At 41.2% G+C, this 17,496-nt stretch carries 14 protein-coding genes; 2 read left to right on the top strand and 12 right to left on the bottom strand.

Annotated elements, in window-relative coordinates; translation table 11 throughout:
* Window positions 1–341: 341 nt before the first annotated feature.
* From WMZ97_RS17920 to WMZ97_RS17865, 12 genes are all read right to left on the bottom strand, one after another.
* Window positions 342–800 carry a CBS domain-containing protein gene (locus WMZ97_RS17920; protein ID WP_343273463.1) on the bottom strand — a complete coding sequence of 153 codons (459 nt, stop codon included), beginning with the start codon at window positions 798–800 and terminating at the stop codon, window positions 342–344.
* Between the two features lie 236 nt (window positions 801–1,036).
* Window positions 1,037–2,566, bottom strand: a complete 1,530-nt coding sequence (locus WMZ97_RS17915; protein WP_343273462.1) for an acyl-CoA carboxylase subunit beta — start codon at window positions 2,564–2,566, stop codon at window positions 1,037–1,039.
* Window positions 2,567–2,581: 15 nt separating this feature from the next.
* Complete coding sequence (locus WMZ97_RS17910; protein WP_343273461.1) at window positions 2,582–3,364, bottom strand: enoyl-CoA hydratase; 783 nt, start codon at window positions 3,362–3,364, stop codon at window positions 2,582–2,584.
* A 62-nt stretch (window positions 3,365–3,426) separates the two neighbouring features.
* On the bottom strand, window positions 3,427–3,639 hold the full coding sequence (locus tag WMZ97_RS17905) for an acetyl-CoA carboxylase biotin carboxyl carrier protein subunit (RefSeq protein WP_343273467.1): 213 nt from the start codon (window positions 3,637–3,639) through the stop codon (window positions 3,427–3,429).
* A 140-nt stretch (window positions 3,640–3,779) separates the two neighbouring features.
* Window positions 3,780–5,135, bottom strand: coding sequence for an acetyl-CoA carboxylase biotin carboxylase subunit (locus WMZ97_RS17900; RefSeq protein WP_343273460.1), 1,356 nt, complete (start codon window positions 5,133–5,135; stop codon window positions 3,780–3,782).
* Between the two features lie 51 nt (window positions 5,136–5,186).
* Window positions 5,187–6,329, bottom strand: coding sequence for an acyl-CoA dehydrogenase family protein (locus tag WMZ97_RS17895; protein WP_343273459.1), 1,143 nt, complete (start codon window positions 6,327–6,329; stop codon window positions 5,187–5,189).
* A gap of 105 nt (window positions 6,330–6,434) precedes the next feature.
* Window positions 6,435–7,037, bottom strand: a complete 603-nt coding sequence (locus tag WMZ97_RS17890) for a TetR/AcrR family transcriptional regulator (protein WP_343273458.1) — start codon at window positions 7,035–7,037, stop codon at window positions 6,435–6,437.
* A 642-nt stretch (window positions 7,038–7,679) separates the two neighbouring features.
* The gene (gene parC / locus WMZ97_RS17885) at window positions 7,680–10,130 is read right to left on the bottom strand and encodes a DNA topoisomerase IV subunit A (RefSeq protein WP_343273457.1); all 2,451 of its coding nucleotides are present in this window, start codon (window positions 10,128–10,130) and stop codon (window positions 7,680–7,682) included.
* Between the two features lie 127 nt (window positions 10,131–10,257).
* The gene (gene parE / locus WMZ97_RS17880; RefSeq protein WP_343273456.1) at window positions 10,258–12,210 is read right to left on the bottom strand and encodes a DNA topoisomerase IV subunit B; all 1,953 of its coding nucleotides are present in this window, start codon (window positions 12,208–12,210) and stop codon (window positions 10,258–10,260) included.
* A 355-nt stretch (window positions 12,211–12,565) separates the two neighbouring features.
* Entirely contained in the window at window positions 12,566–12,982 is a 417-nt protein-coding gene (locus WMZ97_RS17875) for a CoA-binding protein (RefSeq protein ID WP_343273455.1), read from the bottom strand.
* Window positions 12,983–12,999: 17 nt separating this feature from the next.
* A complete protein-coding gene (locus WMZ97_RS17870) occupies window positions 13,000–14,526 on the bottom strand; it encodes an ABC transporter permease/substrate-binding protein (RefSeq protein WP_343273454.1) in 1,527 nt (508 codons plus the stop codon).
* Entirely contained in the window at window positions 14,523–15,590 is a 1,068-nt protein-coding gene (locus WMZ97_RS17865) for an ABC transporter ATP-binding protein (protein ID WP_343273453.1), read from the bottom strand. The genes WMZ97_RS17870 and WMZ97_RS17865 overlap by 4 nt, the downstream gene beginning before the upstream one ends.
* Window positions 15,591–15,780: 190 nt before the next feature.
* Between WMZ97_RS17865 and plsY the strand changes: the two genes are divergently transcribed.
* Window positions 15,781–16,365, top strand: coding sequence for a glycerol-3-phosphate 1-O-acyltransferase PlsY (plsY, locus tag WMZ97_RS17860; protein ID WP_343273452.1), 585 nt, complete (start codon window positions 15,781–15,783; stop codon window positions 16,363–16,365).
* A 197-nt stretch (window positions 16,366–16,562) separates the two neighbouring features.
* Window positions 16,563–17,486 (top strand): GTP cyclohydrolase FolE2, encoded by a 924-nt coding sequence (folE2, locus tag WMZ97_RS17855; protein WP_343273451.1) that lies wholly within the window; start codon window positions 16,563–16,565, stop codon window positions 17,484–17,486.
* Window positions 17,487–17,496: the final 10 nt, after the last annotated feature.

Here is a 17,496-nt window from a genome sequence, read left to right as displayed (position 1 = left end):
GATAATTGAAAACACTATACTAGCGAAGGAAATATACGGCGAGCCCGCGGAAAGCGTAGTGTATTTCCGTATCGGTAAGATAACTACTATCCGAAACTGTGTCGCAGTTTATGCATAATCAGTATCAAAAGTTTCTTGCATTTATTACTTAAAAATCTTTATCCACTTTGGGATACTTCCTTGTTAAGTTTTATATCTTCCTATTTGTACATAGGAAAATCCGAACGAATACAAGTTCCAATTAAAGAAACTTGAATCATCGTTCGGATTTCTCTATAACGAAACACTTTTATCCCAGTTTTTTTGATAAATTAGGAGCGGCCTTCACCGGTCAAGTACAATTAAAGTAATTTAGTCGAAATATACCGAATGACATCCCCGCGACTGATCACACCAACTACTTTCTGATCTTCATCGATAACAGGGATTTTCTTAAACCGGTGTTTGGATAAAATCGAAATCGCGCGATCCAAATCATCGTTGGGATGTACATAGTAAAGTTCTTTTCGCTGTTTCATCATATCCCTAACTACATGATCAATCGCATAGCCCAGTTTATGTTGTAAATCTTCCTTTTCCGTTACAATCACTAAGGCAAACATATCATAAACTGTTCGAGCTTTAGGATTTAAATAACGAATAACATCCCCATCGGTAACCATTCCTTTTAATAAACCTGTTTCATCAACCACAGGAACACCGCCAATTTTATTTTCGACGAGTAATTCCAATAATTCCTTAATTGACTTATCCTGGGTAACAGTAATAACATCCGTAATCATGAATTCGTTAACCTTCATTTTATCACCTCGTATAGGCTTATATAACGGTTCACATATTTCTATTCTTGCAACATTGGTGGACTGCTAAACCTGTTATTTAAAAATTTCATTACCTACTTAATAATAACTATTATTAAGCATACCATTAAAAGGAGAATAATGGAATTAATTCACTTATAGTTTACATAAGATTAATATCGTAAAGTAATAGAAATCACCATATCGTTCCATAAAAACGATATGGTGATTTCTATTTAAACAGGATAAACGCCATGTTTTCTCTCGGTAAACGTCACTTGCTTTGATTCATACATGGCAAAGCGAGTAACTAATTCAGCTCGCAGCTGGTCTGGGTTGACAATGGCATCGACAACCAGCTCCGAAGCAAGTCGATAAATATCAATATCATCCTTGTATTCTTGCTGCTTTTCTTGAATAAATGCTGGCCGATCTTCTTCCGGTAATGCAGCAATCTTATTCGCATAGACAGCATTAACCGCAGCTTCCGGACCCATAACCGCAATTTGTGCCGTTGGTAATGCTAAACAGCAATCCGGTTCAAATGCCGGACCGGCCATGGCATATAATCCGGCTCCATATGCTTTTCGTACGACAACAGAAATTTTCGGAACAGTTGCCTCACTCATGGCTGCCAGCATCTTTGCACCATGGCGAATAATTCCGGCTTGTTCCACCCTCGTACCAATCATAAATCCTGGTATATCCATCAAGAATAGTAATGGAATATGAAATGCATCACATAATTGAATGAACTTTGCCGCTTTATCAGCTGAATCAGGGAATAGCACGCCGCCTTTCACCCGTGGCTGATTCGCAATAATTCCTACCGGTTTCCCATCGATTCGCGCAAGCCCGGTAACCAATTCTTTGGCAAATTTCTTTTTAATTTCACAAAAGCTGTCCGCATCAATAAGCTGGTCAATCAGATCATACATATTAAATGGTGCATTTTGATTTTCGGGAATGAGAGCAGCAATCGTTTTGTCACTTGCTTTCGGAGTTTTCGCTTCAACCGCTTGCGGCTTCTCTTTAAAATTAGCTGGGAAATATCCTAAGTAGTTCCGGGTATACGTGATAGCTTCTTGTTCTGTCTTCACCAAAACATCACCACATCCAGACACGGAACAGTGCATTTTGGCTCCACCCATTTCCTCAAGGGAAACCTTTTCACCGATTACCTTTTCTGCCATGCGTGGTGACCCTAAATACATCGATGCATTACCATCAACCATGATAACGATATCACAAAAAGCAGGTATATATGCTCCGCCAGCAGCCGAGGGTCCGAACAACAGGCATATCTGTGGAACCCTGCCAGACAATTTAATTTGATTATGAAAAATTCGTCCTGCACCTCTGCGTCCGGGAAACATTTCGATTTGATCCGTTATCCGGGCGCCCGCAGAATCAACTAAATAGAGCATCGGCAGTTCCAATTTTTTCGCGGTTTCCTGAATCCGAATGATTTTCTCTACCGTCCGTTTGCCCCAGGAACCTGCTTTTATCGTTGAATCATTGGCCATCACACATACCTTTTGCCCATTGATACGGCCGATACCAGTAACAACCCCATCTGATGGCAATGAATCGTCGAGACAATTAGCAAAAAAAGCATCTTCTATGTCAATATCGTTGTCAAACAGTAAGGATAACCGTTCGCGAACAAACAGTTTTCCTTTCTCCGCATTTTTCTGATGATATTTTTCCTGTCCGCCTGCTTTTATTTTTTCCACGCGCTGTTCTAAATCATCTACGTACGCCATGTTGACCCTCCTATATTACTCCCCACGATAGATCGGTTTTCTTTTCTCTTTAAATGCCTGCAGCCCTTCCGTCCGATCGTTTGTTAGGATCGTTTCTTTATAACATAAATGCTCGATTCGAAGCCCTGTCGTAATGTCCGTTTGATAGCCTTGATTGATGGCTGTCTTGGCTTGTCGCAGGGCGATTGGTCCATTATTGGCAATTGCCTTGGCCATTTCCAGTGCTTCATCCAGCAATGTGTCCGCTGATGTAACCTGTTCGACCAAACCGATTCTATTCGCCTCATCTGCTTGTATTCGTTTGGCAGTGAATATCAGCCGCTTGGCCTGCCCTAAACCAACTAAACGGCTCAGTCTCTGCGTTCCACCCGCACCCGGGATAATTGCTAACGACGTTTCCGTCAGTCCCATCCGGGCATCTGCGGAAGCAATGCGAATATCACAAGCCAGGGCCAATTCCAGCCCTCCTCCAAAGGCTACCCCGTTGATTGCAGCAATGACAGGCATGTTGATGTTTTCAATTGCTGTTACCGTCTCCCCAATCATTCGCACTGCTTCAATGGTTTGGGCATCATCCATTCCTTTTCGTTCTTTTAAATCGGCGCCTGCACAAAAGGCTTTTTCTCCTTTTGCTGTGATAACCACGCAGCGAATTGCCTTATCCTGGTTCACCTCAGTAACAAATGCATGTAACTCCGATAGTAGTTGTTTAGACATCGCATTCGCTGATTCGGGTCGATTTAATGTAATAACGGCAATGTGGTCAAGTACCTTTTCGTATTGAACTAGCTCAGTCAATCAGGACCCCCCTTGACTATCTATTTTATTCTAGCTTGGTGTAATACTTTCAGTGACGATGATTATTCGATAATGGCAATAACATCGCCCTCGTTTACAAAGTCACCTTCTTCTACTTTGATTTCTTTTACTGTTCCTTCATCTTCACTCGCGATCGGAATTTCCATTTTCATTGATTCCAAAATAACAATGTCTTGATCCTCTTCTATTTGTTCGCCAACGCTTACCGCAATCTTCCATACACTTCCGGCCATTGATGCTTTTACTTCCATGATAAAAATTCCTCCTTTTGATCTAGTTGCACGTGTGGCCAACGACTACAGTCATAGTCAATAGACACTCCAAACGCTAAAGTTCAGACGTTTTGCGGTCTCTTGACTATGCCTTACGTCGCTGAACGCCCTCGCTTCACTTTTCAGTTTGTTTTCATAAGTGGCAGATAGTATTCTTGCACAAATGCTGTTGTCGTATTTCCAGACTTAAATTGGTCATGGTCAATAACTGCCTTTAACATCGGAATATTGGTCTTAATTCCGTCAATCTCATAATTTTCGAGTGCATTTTTTAATGTTTCGATGGTCTCATCTCGTGTGGAACCAGTAACAATTAATTTTCCAATCATCGGATCGTAGTAAGGGGTTACATCATAATGATCGGTTACGGCGAGCTCATTACGTATATTGTCTCCGTTTGGCACCTTCATCGTTGTAATATGGCCCGGCGATGGATAGAAGGTAACGGGATCTTCCGCATAGATGCGCACCTCAATCGCATGACCCTTAATCATTAATGATTCCTGATCAACTGAAAGCGCCTGACCATTAGCGACGTTGATTTGCTGCTCCACAATATCAAGTCCGGTAATTTCTTCGGTAATAGCATGCTCAACCTGAATGCGCGTGTTCATTTCCAGAAAATAAAAATCTTCATTTTCATCAACTAAAAATTCAATAGTGCCTGCATTGGTATAGCCGATTGCTTTAGCCGCTTTGACAGCCGTTTCGCCCATTTTATTACGGGTTGTTTCTGAAATAAACGGCGATGGCGCTTCTTCGACAACCTTTTGATTTCGCCGTTGAATCGAGCACTCCCGTTCAAACAAATGAACAACATTTCCATGATTATCCGCTAAAATCTGTATCTCCACATGACGGGCATGATCCAATTTTTTCTCCATAAACATGGCACCGTCGCCAAAAAACGTTTCCGCTCGCTTGGAATTACTGGCAAATGCCTTGGTCAGTTCCTCGTCTGATTGGACGACCTGCATGCCAATTCCCCCACCACCTGCTGATGCTTTTAACATGATTGGATAACCGATCTTTTGGGCTATATTCAGCGCTTCTTCCACCGTTGCAACTCCGCCATTGGTGCCTGGAACAACAGGCACACCAGCTTGTTGCATCGTTTCCCGCGCCGCAATTTTACTTCCCATCTTCTGCATGATTTCTCCAACAGGACCAATAAAAATGAATCCAGCATCCTGACACCTTTGTGCGAATGAAGCATTCTCACTTAAAAAACCATAGCCTGGATGAATCGCATCGACATCAGCTGTTTTAGCAATGTGTAAAAGTTTATCCACGTTTAAATAACTCTCATTTACACGCGGTGGACCAAGCAAGTAACTTTCATCGGCAAGTGTTACAAATGGTGCCTTCTGATCTGCCTCAGAGTAGACAGCAACCGTAAGAATATCCATCTTTTTGCATGTACGGATAATTCGAGCAGCTATTTCCCCCCGGTTGGCGATTAAAACTTTTTTAATCATAAACTCGCTCCCTTCTGCTTAAAACATTGGACTGCAAGCCTTTCTATTTAATTAGCAACCTAGTTGTCTAGCAATTACAAGTCGTTGGATCTCTGACGTTCCTTCCCCAATTTCTAATAGTTTTGCATCGCGTAAATAGCGTTCTACCTCATACTCACGCATGTAACCATAGCCACCAAGAATTTGAATGGCCTGGTTGGCTGAGCGAACTGCTGTTTCGGTTGCATACAGTTTCGCAAATGCAGCTTCTTTTGTAAACGGTTTCCCTTGATCTTTTAACCAAGCAGCCTTGTGCACCATATTCCGTGCCAATTCTACTTCCATCGCCATGTCCGCTAGTTTGAACTGGATGGCCTGGAAATTGGAGATTGGCTGTTTGAATTGTTGGCGTTCCTTCGCGTATGCGAGCGCTTTCTCCAATGACGCTTGGGCAATGCCTAACCCAAGCGAACCGATTGAGATCCGTCCGCCGTCAAGCGTGTGAAGAAATTGTTTGAATCCTTTTTCTGGATCCCCCAGTAAATTACCTCGTGGTACACGGACATTATCCAGTACAATTTCCGCTGTATCAGACCCGCGTACACCCATTTTATCATAATTATTTTTTGTTGTAACACCTTCCGCGTCAGCCGGAACGATGATCGCACTGATCACATTTTTTCCTCGGTGGTCTTTACCCGTAACTGCTGTGACAATGATGGTCTTGGCATAGTTCGCATTAGTAATAAAGCATTTTTCCCCATTAATGATATAATCATCACCGTCGATAATGGCAGTGGTCTTTGTCCCCCCGGCATCTGATCCTGCATTTGGTTCGGTTAAACCGAAGGACCCTAAAGCTGTGCCTTGCGCAAGCGGTTGCAAAAATGTTGTCTTTTGTTCTTCGGTTCCAAAATAATAGATTGGACTAGCTCCCAATGAGACTGCAGCGGCATAGCTTAGTCCAGTACTTCCACAAACTCTGGCAATTTCTTCGACCGCAAGCGCATAGGATATAGTGTCTCCCCCAGAGCCACCATATTGCTCAGGAAATGGGATACCCAATAATCCCAGTTCGCCCATCTGTTCAAAAATATCTACTGGGAATGTTGCCTCTTTGTCAATCTCGATGGCCCGCGGTTTTATGACCGATTCCGCAAAATCACGCACCATTTTTTTGATCATGATTTGTTCTTTCGTCAGCTCAAAATTCATATTAAACCTCCTATGGACGCAACTGTAAAGACCGACTGGTTGGTCTGTCAGCTGCTAAAAAAATGAAAGTCATCACTTCCAAATGAAACACACATTATTTAGTTTTCATATTTCATAGTCAACATCCTGCAATTGCTCACCAGATAATACCGCATGCAATATCAAATCAACAAAAATAGCCGCAATTTCATCAATCGTTTTCACACCAGATTGTTGATACCACATGTACGTCCAATTCACCATTCCTAAAATAGCCATTCCAGTTATTTCCACAGAAAGATCTGACCGGAATGCACCTGATGCTTTTCCTTCACATATGACATCCATAATAATTTGCTTAAATTGATCCCGTTTTTTTTTGACTTGTATTTCATATTCCGGTTTTAAATAAATGGTTTCTCGATAAAAAACCGCGATATGCGCCTGATACAAATCAAATACCTTCACAAAGTCTTTGACAATTGCACGAAGCCTATCGGTTGGCGTTTGGTATGCTTCCCTGGCAATCATTGCCTTATCCAGAACATATGTAATAAAGGTATCATGGATGACAAACAATAATTCGTCCTTTGATGCGAAATGATGATAAAAGCCGCCTTTAGATGTGCCAGCTTTTTCGACGATTTTGTTAACTGTTGCACCGTGAAATCCTTCTTTTTCAAACAGAATTAGCGATGCTTGAATAATCCGCTCTCTTAAACCTCCCATAGAACCCCCTTCTTCGATCACTACTTTTACTTTATCATATTTTTCTAACGATATGAAGTATTTTTCAATTTTTTCATTTTATTAATAACAACGACGTTGCTGAGGCAAACGAAAACGTTCCTATACGAAACACAAACGATTATAAGATGGTAAGTTTAGATTGTGAATTTTTTAGGAGAGAAGTGTAATACAAAGTTGATGTAAAATGCGACGTAGTGACAATTTTATTACATGACACTCGTTCTATTGGAAAAGGAATGCTAATGCCGCCGTCCGGGTGAGGGGAGGGCGGTGACTCCTGTGGGAATAGCACGTGTCCGAAGACCCCGCAGGAAGCGGTTTTTGCTTCCGAGGAGGCTGAGGCCGTGCCCATGGAAAGCGGAGTATTTTGACGGAGCGAATGTAAGCACCAATCTTCCATTAGAACGGGGGAAGTACCCTCAAAGAAATTATCACTACGTCACAGTCTATAGAAACTTATTACTTAAATATTTTCCCACATCATGATATCTCGTTGCTAAAGCTTTATATCCCCCCAACGTAAAAAGAGAAATCCGAATGAATACAAATTCCCATTGAGGAAGTTTGAATTATTGTTCGGATTTCTCTATGCTAAAAAAACAATTCATGCCTTATCACATGTTATTGTGCGGAATCGGTAAAAGGTTGTTGGTAAGTTGCTTCTTTCCAGACTTCGACAACCTCTCCCTGGTTATCTGTGTCAATCACAAAGGATCCATTACTGTAACGATCACTTGCCTTCAGTTCTAACGGGAAAAGGCTGTGTGTTTCTCCGTTACTTGTTTTAAAACAAATGGTATCTTGCTCGTCGGCAACAAATGAGCCCCGAACTCGATGTGCTTTTGTTTTCAGTTCCCGAAGCATAACCAGACCGCGTTTAGCTCTGCTGGTTTTTTCAAATTCCTTTAATTTCATTCGTTTGCATGCCCCTCGCTGCGTGACCAATACAATGGAGGGTTCCGTTAAATCATCAAAAACTTGACCACTAACGACGTATTCATCTTTTTTCAACTGAATCGCTTTAACTCCTGCTGCACGCTGACCCACGGGAGAGACCTCAGACTCATGATACCATAAGCCATATCCCGTATTCGAAGTTATAAAAATATCATCGTGGCCTTCGGTTTGATGCACAGAAATTAGTTCATCATCCTTTTTTAAATTTAGGGCCACTAATGCCTTGGAATAACGTTGCGCCTCGTACAATTTTAATTCACTGCGTTTTACCATCCCGTTTTTCGTAAAGAAAACCAGATAGCTATTATCGGAAAATTCCCGAACAGGGATGGCCTTAATCACTCGCTCATCTTTATCGAGACCCACCATATTCGAGATATGCTGCCCGATATCCTTCCACCGAATGTCTGGCAGCTCGTGAACGGGAAGATAAATGTATTTTCCTTTATTCGTAAAGAGTAACAGCTTATCCGTTGTATTTAGTTCGATCAAACCGACTAAGTGGTCCTCTTCTTTCATGGCGAAATCTTCTCCATTGGATGCACCGTACGAACGCAGGCTTGTACGTTTCAAATAGCCATCTTTCGTCACTGATACGAGTACATCCTCGCTAGCAACCATCACTTCGATATTAATCTTTAATTCTTCAATTTCATCTTCTATGATGGTTCGGCGTTTATCAGCATACGTTTTTTTCAAATACTTTAAATCCGCTTTTATCGTTTGTAGTAATTTTTTTTCGCTTGCCAGAATTGCTTCTAATTCCGTAATCTTTTTGCGTAATTCGTCTGCTTCTTTTTCCAAAGATGTGATATCGGTATTGGTCAAGCGATATAGTTGCAGCATGACAATTGCTTCCGCCTGTGCTTCGGAAAACCCGTAAGCATCCATAATCCGCTTTTTAGCATCCCCTTTGTCCTTTGAAGCCCGAATTGTAGCAATTAACGCATCTAAAATGGATATGGCTTTAATAAGGCCTTCGACAATATGTGCCCGTTCCTTTGCCTTTTTCAGCGTATAGACTGTCTGTCTGGTAACGACTTCTTTCTGGTGGGTAATATAGGCATCAAGCATCTGTGGCAGTGATAGCAACTTCGGTGTTTTTCCCTGAATCGCAACCATGTTGAAATGATAAGTCACTTGTAAATCAGTATTTTTATACAGATAATGTAGTACGCCATCACTATCCGCATCTTTCTTCAGTTCGATAACAACACGTAATCCAGTACGATCAGTTTCATCGCGTACTTCCGCGATCCCTTCCACTTTCCGGTCAATTCTCAACTCGTCGATTTTTTTGACCATGTTTGCCTTATTGACTTCATACGGAATCTCGTCGATAACAATTTGTTCCCGGTTACCGCGAATCGTCTCAACAGCTGCTTTTCCACGAACAATAATTTTCCCTTTACCGGTCTCATAGGCCTTCTTGATCCCGTTAACCCCTTGGATAATTCCGCCAGTAGGAAAATCCGGACCTTTGATAATCGCCATCAATTCTTCAACCGTAACAGATGGTTTATCAATTCTTTTAATAACCGCATCAATGACTTCAGCTAGGTTATGTGGCGGAATATCGGTTGCATATCCTGAGGAAATCCCTGTGGAACCATTAACTAACAAGTTGGGAAATTTGGCTGGCAACACGACGGGCTCTTGACTGGTATCGTCAAAGTTAGGAATAAAATCAACCGTCTCTTTGTCAATATCGCGCAGGAGTTCAGAAGCAATGCTTGCAAGCCGTGCTTCTGTATATCGCATTGCCGCTGGTGGGTCACCGTCAATACTGCCATTATTCCCGTGCATTTCAACCAATACATTCCGTACCTTCCAGTCCTGGCTTAGCCGGACCATCGCTTCGTATACCGATGAATCCCCATGAGGATGATAGTTCCCAATTACCGTACCAACTGTTTTAGCAGATTTACGAAAATTTTTATCATGTGTATTTTTCTCTTCATACATCGCATATAAAATGCGCCGCTGAACTGGTTTTAGTCCGTCCCTCGCATCAGGTAAGGCCCGGTCCTGAATAATATATTTACTATACCTTCCAAATCGATCCCCAATCACTTCTTCAAGTGGCAGGTCTAAATACTTTTCTGGTTGTACCAAACCAATCCCCCCTTATACATGGAACGTCTTTTTCATTATCTATTATTTCCAGCTTTATTTTACACTAACCAGACATCTGATAGTAAGGAGCATCCACCTTGGAGCGCGTATACCAATCGAATTCGAATCACGTATGAATCCTGTCGTTTTCCAAAATGTTGCTCGCTTCGTCCATGCTGAATTCAACGTGTTCTTCAATCCATTTTCGTCGGGGTTCCACTTTATCCCCCATTAAGGTTGTCACACGGCGTTCGGCACGTGCTAGGTCCTCAATCGTTACCCGAATCAGCGTCCGGGTTTCCGGGTTCATCGTTGTTTCCCACAATTGATCAGCATTCATTTCACCTAGCCCTTTATAGCGCTGAATGGTGTAGCCATTTTTAAATTGCTGTAATTCCTTTTTAAGCTCATCATCATCCCATGCATATTGGATTTGTTCTTTTTTACCTTTCCCTTTGGAAATTTTATACAACGGTGGTAATGCGATATAAATGCGACCAGTTTCTACTAATTGACGCATGTACCGATAGAAAAATGTTAGTAACAATACCTGAATATGCGCCCCATCTGTATCGGCATCGGTCATAATAATGATTTTATCATATTGTACATCCTCTAAATCGAAATCACCGCCAACACCAGCACCTATTGTATGAATGATGGTGGAAATTTCTTCATTCTTAAATACATCCTGGAGGTTCGCTTTTTCCGTGTTTATTACTTTTCCCCGAAGCGGGAGAACAGCTTGGAATTTTCGGTCCCGTCCTTGCTTTGCTGATCCCCCAGCAGAATCACCCTCTACCAGATATAATTCGTTTTTCTTCGGGTTCTTCGATTGAGCTGGGGTTAGTTTACCGCTCAACAATGTATCTTTGCGCCGTTTTTTCTTTCCAGATCGTGCATCTTCACGGGCTTTTCTAGCAGCCACCCGTGCCTCTTTTGCTTTAATGGCTTTTTTAACAAGCAAGCCTGCAACATCCGGATTTTCTTCCAGGAAGTATGACAATTTCTCTGAGACTACGGCATCAACAATGGATCGTGCTTCCGATGTTCCAAGCTTTCCTTTGGTCTGGCCCTCAAATTGCAGCTTTTCTTCCGGGATGCGAACAGATATAATCGCGGTAAACCCTTCCCGGATATCGGTTCCCTCTAAGTTTTTATCTTTTTCCTTTAATAGCTGTGTTTTTCTGGCATAATCGTTAAAGACTCGGGTCATCGCACTTCTTGCTCCAGATTCATGGGTCCCGCCATCTTTTGTTCGCACATGGTTGACAAAGGATAACATGCTTTCTGCATACCCATCGTTAAATTGAAAAGCAAAATCAACCTCTATCCCCTGCTGTTCTCCTTCAAACGAGACAACCGGATGCAATGTATCCTTCTCCTCATTAAGGTAGGCAACAAATGATTCCAATCCATCAGGAAACTGGTAAACTTCCTTTTGATTATCACGCTCATCGACCAGTTCCATTTTTAATCCTTTTAAAAGAAATGCTGCCTCACGTAAGCGCTCTGACAATGTTTCAAAGTTAAATACGACCGTTGAAAAAATAGTCTCATCCGGTTTAAAATGAACAATGGAACCTTTCTTTCGTGTCGTGCCTCGTTCTTCCAGATTGCCAACCGTTTTTCCACCATTTTCAAATCGGAGAAAATAGGCATGGCCATCACGATAACTGGTTACTTCCAGCCATTCAGACAACGCATTAACAACCGAGGCACCAACCCCATGCAATCCGCCACTTGTTTTGTATCCACCTTGTCCAAATTTCCCACCAGCATGTAAAATGGTGAAAATAACTTCAATCGTTGACCGTCCACTACTGTGCGTCCCAGCTGGTATACCGCGACCGCTATCCTCTATAGATACACTATTATCTTTATGTATTTTCACTTTAACCTGATCGCCGTACCCTGCCAATGCTTCATCAACAGCATTGTCTACTATTTCAAAAACCAAATGATGGAGCCCGCGGGTATCTGTGCTCCCAATATACATTCCAGGTCTTTTTCTTACTGCTTCCAGACCCTCTAAAATTTGAATTGAATCATCCGAATATTGTAATGGTTGTTTGACCAAGCCACACCCTGCCCCTTCCTCATACGAGATCTCATTGCTTTATGTTAGAACAAATGTTTGTTCGTGTAAAGTTTTTTATAGCAACGATTAAAAACAAATCCGTCTAAAAGTAAACCCCATATGTTAGGATCTACAAACTGTTAAAATGGTAAATAGCATCTTTCATATTTACATTACCGATTACTCCTATTCTGTCAAAACAGTTAAAAAGCCTATATGGTATAGGCTCAGGTAGCATTTCACTTTATACAGTATACTACAAATAAAATCTGAATGTATAGCTAAGACGTAACAATTATCCTGCTCTCGTAATAAAAACATCAAAAGGATGGCCAATTAGAAGCCACCCTTTCCACTATTTATTGCCAATTAATACAGAATGTGCAACTTTAATACATAAATCCATGATTACGGTAAAATCCCGTTCACGCAAATAATCATATGCTTCTTGGTTAGCTATGCCTTGCTGGGCCCAAAACACTTTCGCATCAGTTTGAGCTGCTTCCTTAGCAATCGAAGGCAGATATTCTGGTCTGCGAAAGACATTGATAATATCAATCTTCTCAGGTATATCCGTTAAAGCCGAATAAGCTTTTTCCCCTAAAACACGGCCCACCGTTGGATTAACCGGAATGATACGGTACCCTTGTTCCTGCATAATCTTGGATATTTGATAAGATGTGCGTTCAGGATTATCAGATAGCCCTACCACAGCAATTGTTTCCGCTTGTTCAAGAACCTGTTTTATTGTTTCTTTTGTTGGACTTTCCATTTCTATTCACTCCCCCTCTATTTTTTTAGCAACCCTTGCTTTACCAGAAAATCCCTGGCCACTTTTTCCGGTGGCATATCATCATAATCTACTTGATAATTCATTTTCCTCATTTGTTCATCGGTTATTTTTCCGCCAAGCTGATTTAATATATCTTCTAATTCCGGATATTTATTCAATGTGTCCTTACGAATTAATGGTGCCCCTTGATATGGCGGGAATAAATGCTTGGGATCATCCAATGTTACCAAGTCCAAGTCTATCATATAACTATCGGTTGCATACGCATCAATCACATCTACATCCCTTTGAGACAATGCTTTTTGCCGGATACCTGGCTCCATCGTTTTCACATTGCCAATGGACAAATTGTACACATCCTGCATCCCTACATATCCATCATAACGGTCTTTAAATTCAAGGGTAAAACCTGCTGTAATCGTATCTTCCACCCGCTTCAAATCACCAATCGATTGCAAGTGATGTTCTTTAGCGAATTCCTTCGTCACAGCAACGGTATACGTGTTATTATATGCCATCGGTTCAAGAAAAGCCATATCGTATTGCTCTTGCATCCCGTGTTTCGCCTGTTGATAGACTTCTTTTGCATTATTACTTTTCGCTTTTTGGTCTAAATGAGTAACAATCGCCGTACCAGTAAACTCTGGATACATATCAATATCTCCATGCTGTAGTGCGCTAAATACAAATGGTGTTTTCCCCAACCCAGGCTCTAATTTAACATGTAAATTGGTATTTTCTTCAATCAACAGCTTATACATATTAATTAGGATTTCCGGCTCAGCATTCAATTTTGCCCCGATAACAATGTCGGCTTTTTTATTGATTTGGAATAAAAAGGGTGATAAAACAACAAGTATAGCAATCACAAGCATCGCAATGAAGGATTTAAAACCTGCCCTTTTAGAGATGTGTTCAAAGCCTCTCAGGATGAAATCAAGTAAAATTGCTAACAATGCGGCAGGTATTGCCCCTAACAAAATAAGATTTATATCGGCTCCACGATCAATACCTAAAAGAATGATTTCCCCCAGTCCACCAGCACCAATTAAAGCAGCAATGGTTGTGGTACCGACAATCAATACCATCGAAGTCCGAATTCCAGCCATGATCACTGGCATGGCAATTGGCAATTCCACCTTCGTCAAACGCTTAAGCGAATTCATCCCCATTCCTGTTGCTGCTTCTTTTAGGGCAGGATCAACTTCCTGAATACCGGTATATGTATTACGTAAGATGGGCAATAACCCATACACAGTCAATGCCACGATCGCCGGTACAGTCCCGATTCCGAAAAACGGGATAAGGAATGCTAAAACAGCTAAGCTAGGTATCGTTTGCATAATTGCCGCGACACCGATGATAGGTTCGGCAACCTGCCTATAGCGGGTAAGTACCAGTCCCAACGGTACGGCTATAATAATTGCAATGATCAACGATAGAAGAGAAATTTGTAAATGCTCCCAGATGCTTTGCAATAGTACATCTTGTCTTTTTTCGAAAACGGAGATAAATTCGCTCATTGCTTCATCCCTCCGTTTTCGAGTTTTATTTTACTTTTAAGAAACCTGACAATGTCTTTATAACTTAACACACCAATTAACTTCTGTTCCTTTACCACCGGAAATAAATCTTGTTTACTGGACTGGATGATCTCTGTTGCTTTGTATAGTGGTAAATCATTTTCCAGGATGGTACACTCTTGAAGAGCACCATCTGTCACCGCGCCAGCATACATGTTGTGCTCGTCCCTAATAATGTACGTACCCGCTAGTTGGTATGTCTTTGCTAAAAAAACTTTTTTGCTGATGACCCGGTCATTTGATTGATCAGCAATTACATCCACTGCCGTTTGCCATGGAGACTTCCGCTCACCAATAAAATCTCTTACAAACGTTGTTGCAGGATGCAATATTAACTGCTGCGGTGCATCAACTTGGACAATCTTCCCTTCCCGCATTAAACAGACTCGATCACCAAGAGCCATCGCTTCGTCCATATCATGCGTTACAAAGACAATCGTTTTTTTAATCTCCTTTTGCAATGAGCGAATATCACGTTGCAACTGTTCACGACTTATTGGGTCCAAGGCACTGAATGGCTCATCCATTAAAATAATATCTGGATCTGCCGCCAGCGCCCGGATCACACCAACACGCTGCTGCTCCCCACCAGATAATTCACTTGGCATGCGTTTTTGATAAATGGCACGGTCAAGGCCAACCATTTCTAGTAATTCTTGACTGCGTTTATGTATTTTTTTTCGCTTCCATTTTTTCATCTCCGGCACAACTGCAATATTTTCCTCAATCGTTAAATGCGGAAAAAGAGCAATTTTTTGGAGAACATAGCCAATGTTCCACCGTAATTCATGAATATGATAATCATTGACATTCTTATCTTGTATGTAAATGCCCCCGGAAGTAGGCTCGATTAATCGATTAATCATTTTCATTGTTGTTGTTTTCCCGCTGCCACTGGGGCCAATTAACGTTACAAACTCACCCTGGTTTACGGTCAATGAAAAGTCGTTTACTGCCTCTGTCCCATCAGGGTATACCTTACGTACGTTCCTGAATTCAATCACCTATGTACCTCCTATTTTCTTATTCCTATTTAAACATTCCCTTACTAGTAGAAGTCAAACCCACTTTTAGGCGTGCCACGTGCTCAAGTTCGATTACTTCTGTATAAAAGTTATAATTTTTGTTCTTTCCAGGACCAGTTCATGATAAAATGAACTATACATTGAACTGTTAAGAGAGAAGGAACACATTATGGACTACGTTTTATTTGCTATCATAGCATATTTGTTAGGCTCCATCCCATTTGGTGTACTTGTTGGAAAAATTGGGTATAACATCGACATCCGTGAGCATGGAAGTGGTAATCTGGGAGCAACAAATACCTTTCGCGTCTTAGGTATAAAAGCAGGATCAATCGTTGTTGTATCCGATATCTTAAAAGGAACACTAGCAACACTGATACCATTGTTTTTCGATGCGGATGTTCATCGGCTGGTCATTGGACTGTTTGCCGTTATTGGGCATACATATCCATTATTTGCTAAATTCAAGGGCGGAAAAGCAGTGGCAACTTCGGGAGGGATCATTCTTGGGGTTAGTCCCATTTTATTTATTATTATGGTTCTGACATTTTTATTGACCTTGTACCTATCCAAATATGTTTCCCTATCATCCATGATTACCGGAGTAGTTTCATTTATCGTTGCGATTTTGCTCAAGGAGGATATTTTCTTGATCATTGTCATAGCCTCGCTAACAATTTTCGTACTCTATCGACATAAGGAAAATATTAAACGAATTAAAAATAAGACCGAACCGAAAATCACCTGGATGTGATATGAAGTATTAGTTGAGGAATGTACTTGGGGCAAAAGGCTATTTCTACCATTAGCAGATGTGCTTATGATATAATAATGATAAGAAGAAGCACCGTCTTACATGGTGCTTCTTCTTGCATGGGATAAGTCAATCGATTGAATATTATAGCTGAGTTAAGTATACTTTAACTGTAGAGTGAAAGAGGTGATATCGTTATGGATAAATTAAAAACGCAGCCTAACAATCCGTTACCAAATAAAGCTGAACGTCATAAATTATTTGGATCAGTTGAACCTGGCCCAAAAACAAAGCCGGTCGAAAAAGATAAAATGGCCGATTTGCAAAATACAAGAAAAGATTTTCTATTTGATTTAGATGAAGTCGGTATTGCTAATGTGAAGCATCCGATCACCATATCCAGTCGTTTACAACCGGCCACCCAAACGAGTATTGGCACATTCCGATTTACATCGGCAGTTGAGAAAACAAGTAAAGGTACCAACATGAGCCGGTTTACGGAACAATTGAATATATATCATGAACAAGGGTTTTCTGCTGACATAGCAACATTGAAGCAGTTTACAAAGGATCTTGCCAAACGATTAAAGCAACCAGATGCCGAAATCACCGTAACGTTCCCATGGTTTTATGAACGGCGCAGTCCGCAAACCGGATTATCTGGAATGAACCATGCAGATTTAGGATTAATGGTGTCTTATGATAAACTAGGTGAATTCGCTGTTTCGGCATCATTTTCTGTCCCAATCACTACGCTGTGTCCATGTTCCAAAGAAATCAGTGAATATAGTGCCCATAATCAGCGTGGATATGTCACGATGGAAATTGATCTTGCGGATGACTTTGATGAAACAGAAACAGATTGGAAAGAAATGCTTCTTGATGCTGCTGAAAGCAATGCAAGTGCACCACTTCACCCTGTTCTGAAGCGTCCGGACGAAAAAATGGTGACCGAACAAGCATATGAAAATCCTCGATTTGTAGAGGATATGGTTCGCCTGGTGGCGGCGGATCTTTATGAAATGCCCTTTGTTACAAAATTTAAAGTCAGCTGCCGCAATGAAGAATCGATTCATATGCATGATGCCATTGCTTCGGTAACCTATTCAAAAAATAATTAATATGAGGTAA

Origin of the sequence: Lentibacillus songyuanensis (assembly GCF_039548255.1) — a bacterium.
Lineage (GTDB): Bacteria > Bacillota > Bacilli > Bacillales > Amphibacillaceae > Lentibacillus_C > Lentibacillus_C songyuanensis.
This window is presented reverse-complemented; position numbering and strand designations above follow the sequence as displayed.

What these genes read in the sequence shown, in the direction of transcription:
- WMZ97_RS17915 (WP_343273462.1), bottom strand. Translation starts at nt 2,566, where the DNA reads ATGGCGTACGTAGATGATTTAGAACAGCGCGTGGAAAAAATAAAAGCA.
- WMZ97_RS17895 (WP_343273459.1), bottom strand. Translation starts at nt 6,329, where the DNA reads ATGAATTTTGAGCTGACGAAAGAACAAATCATGATCAAAAAAATGGTG.
- WMZ97_RS17920 (WP_343273463.1), bottom strand. Translation starts at nt 800, where the DNA reads ATGAAGGTTAACGAATTCATGATTACGGATGTTATTACTGTTACCCAG.
- WMZ97_RS17875 (WP_343273455.1), bottom strand. Translation starts at nt 12,982, where the DNA reads ATGGAAAGTCCAACAAAAGAAACAATAAAACAGGTTCTTGAACAAGCG.
- plsY (WP_343273452.1), top strand. Translation starts at nt 15,781, where the DNA reads ATGGACTACGTTTTATTTGCTATCATAGCATATTTGTTAGGCTCCATC.
- folE2 (WP_343273451.1), top strand. Translation starts at nt 16,563, where the DNA reads ATGGATAAATTAAAAACGCAGCCTAACAATCCGTTACCAAATAAAGCT.
- WMZ97_RS17900 (WP_343273460.1), bottom strand. Translation starts at nt 5,135, where the DNA reads ATGATTAAAAAAGTTTTAATCGCCAACCGGGGGGAAATAGCTGCTCGA.
- WMZ97_RS17870 (WP_343273454.1), bottom strand. Translation starts at nt 14,526, where the DNA reads ATGAGCGAATTTATCTCCGTTTTCGAAAAAAGACAAGATGTACTATTG.
- WMZ97_RS17890 (WP_343273458.1), bottom strand. Translation starts at nt 7,037, where the DNA reads ATGGGAGGTTTAAGAGAGCGGATTATTCAAGCATCGCTAATTCTGTTT.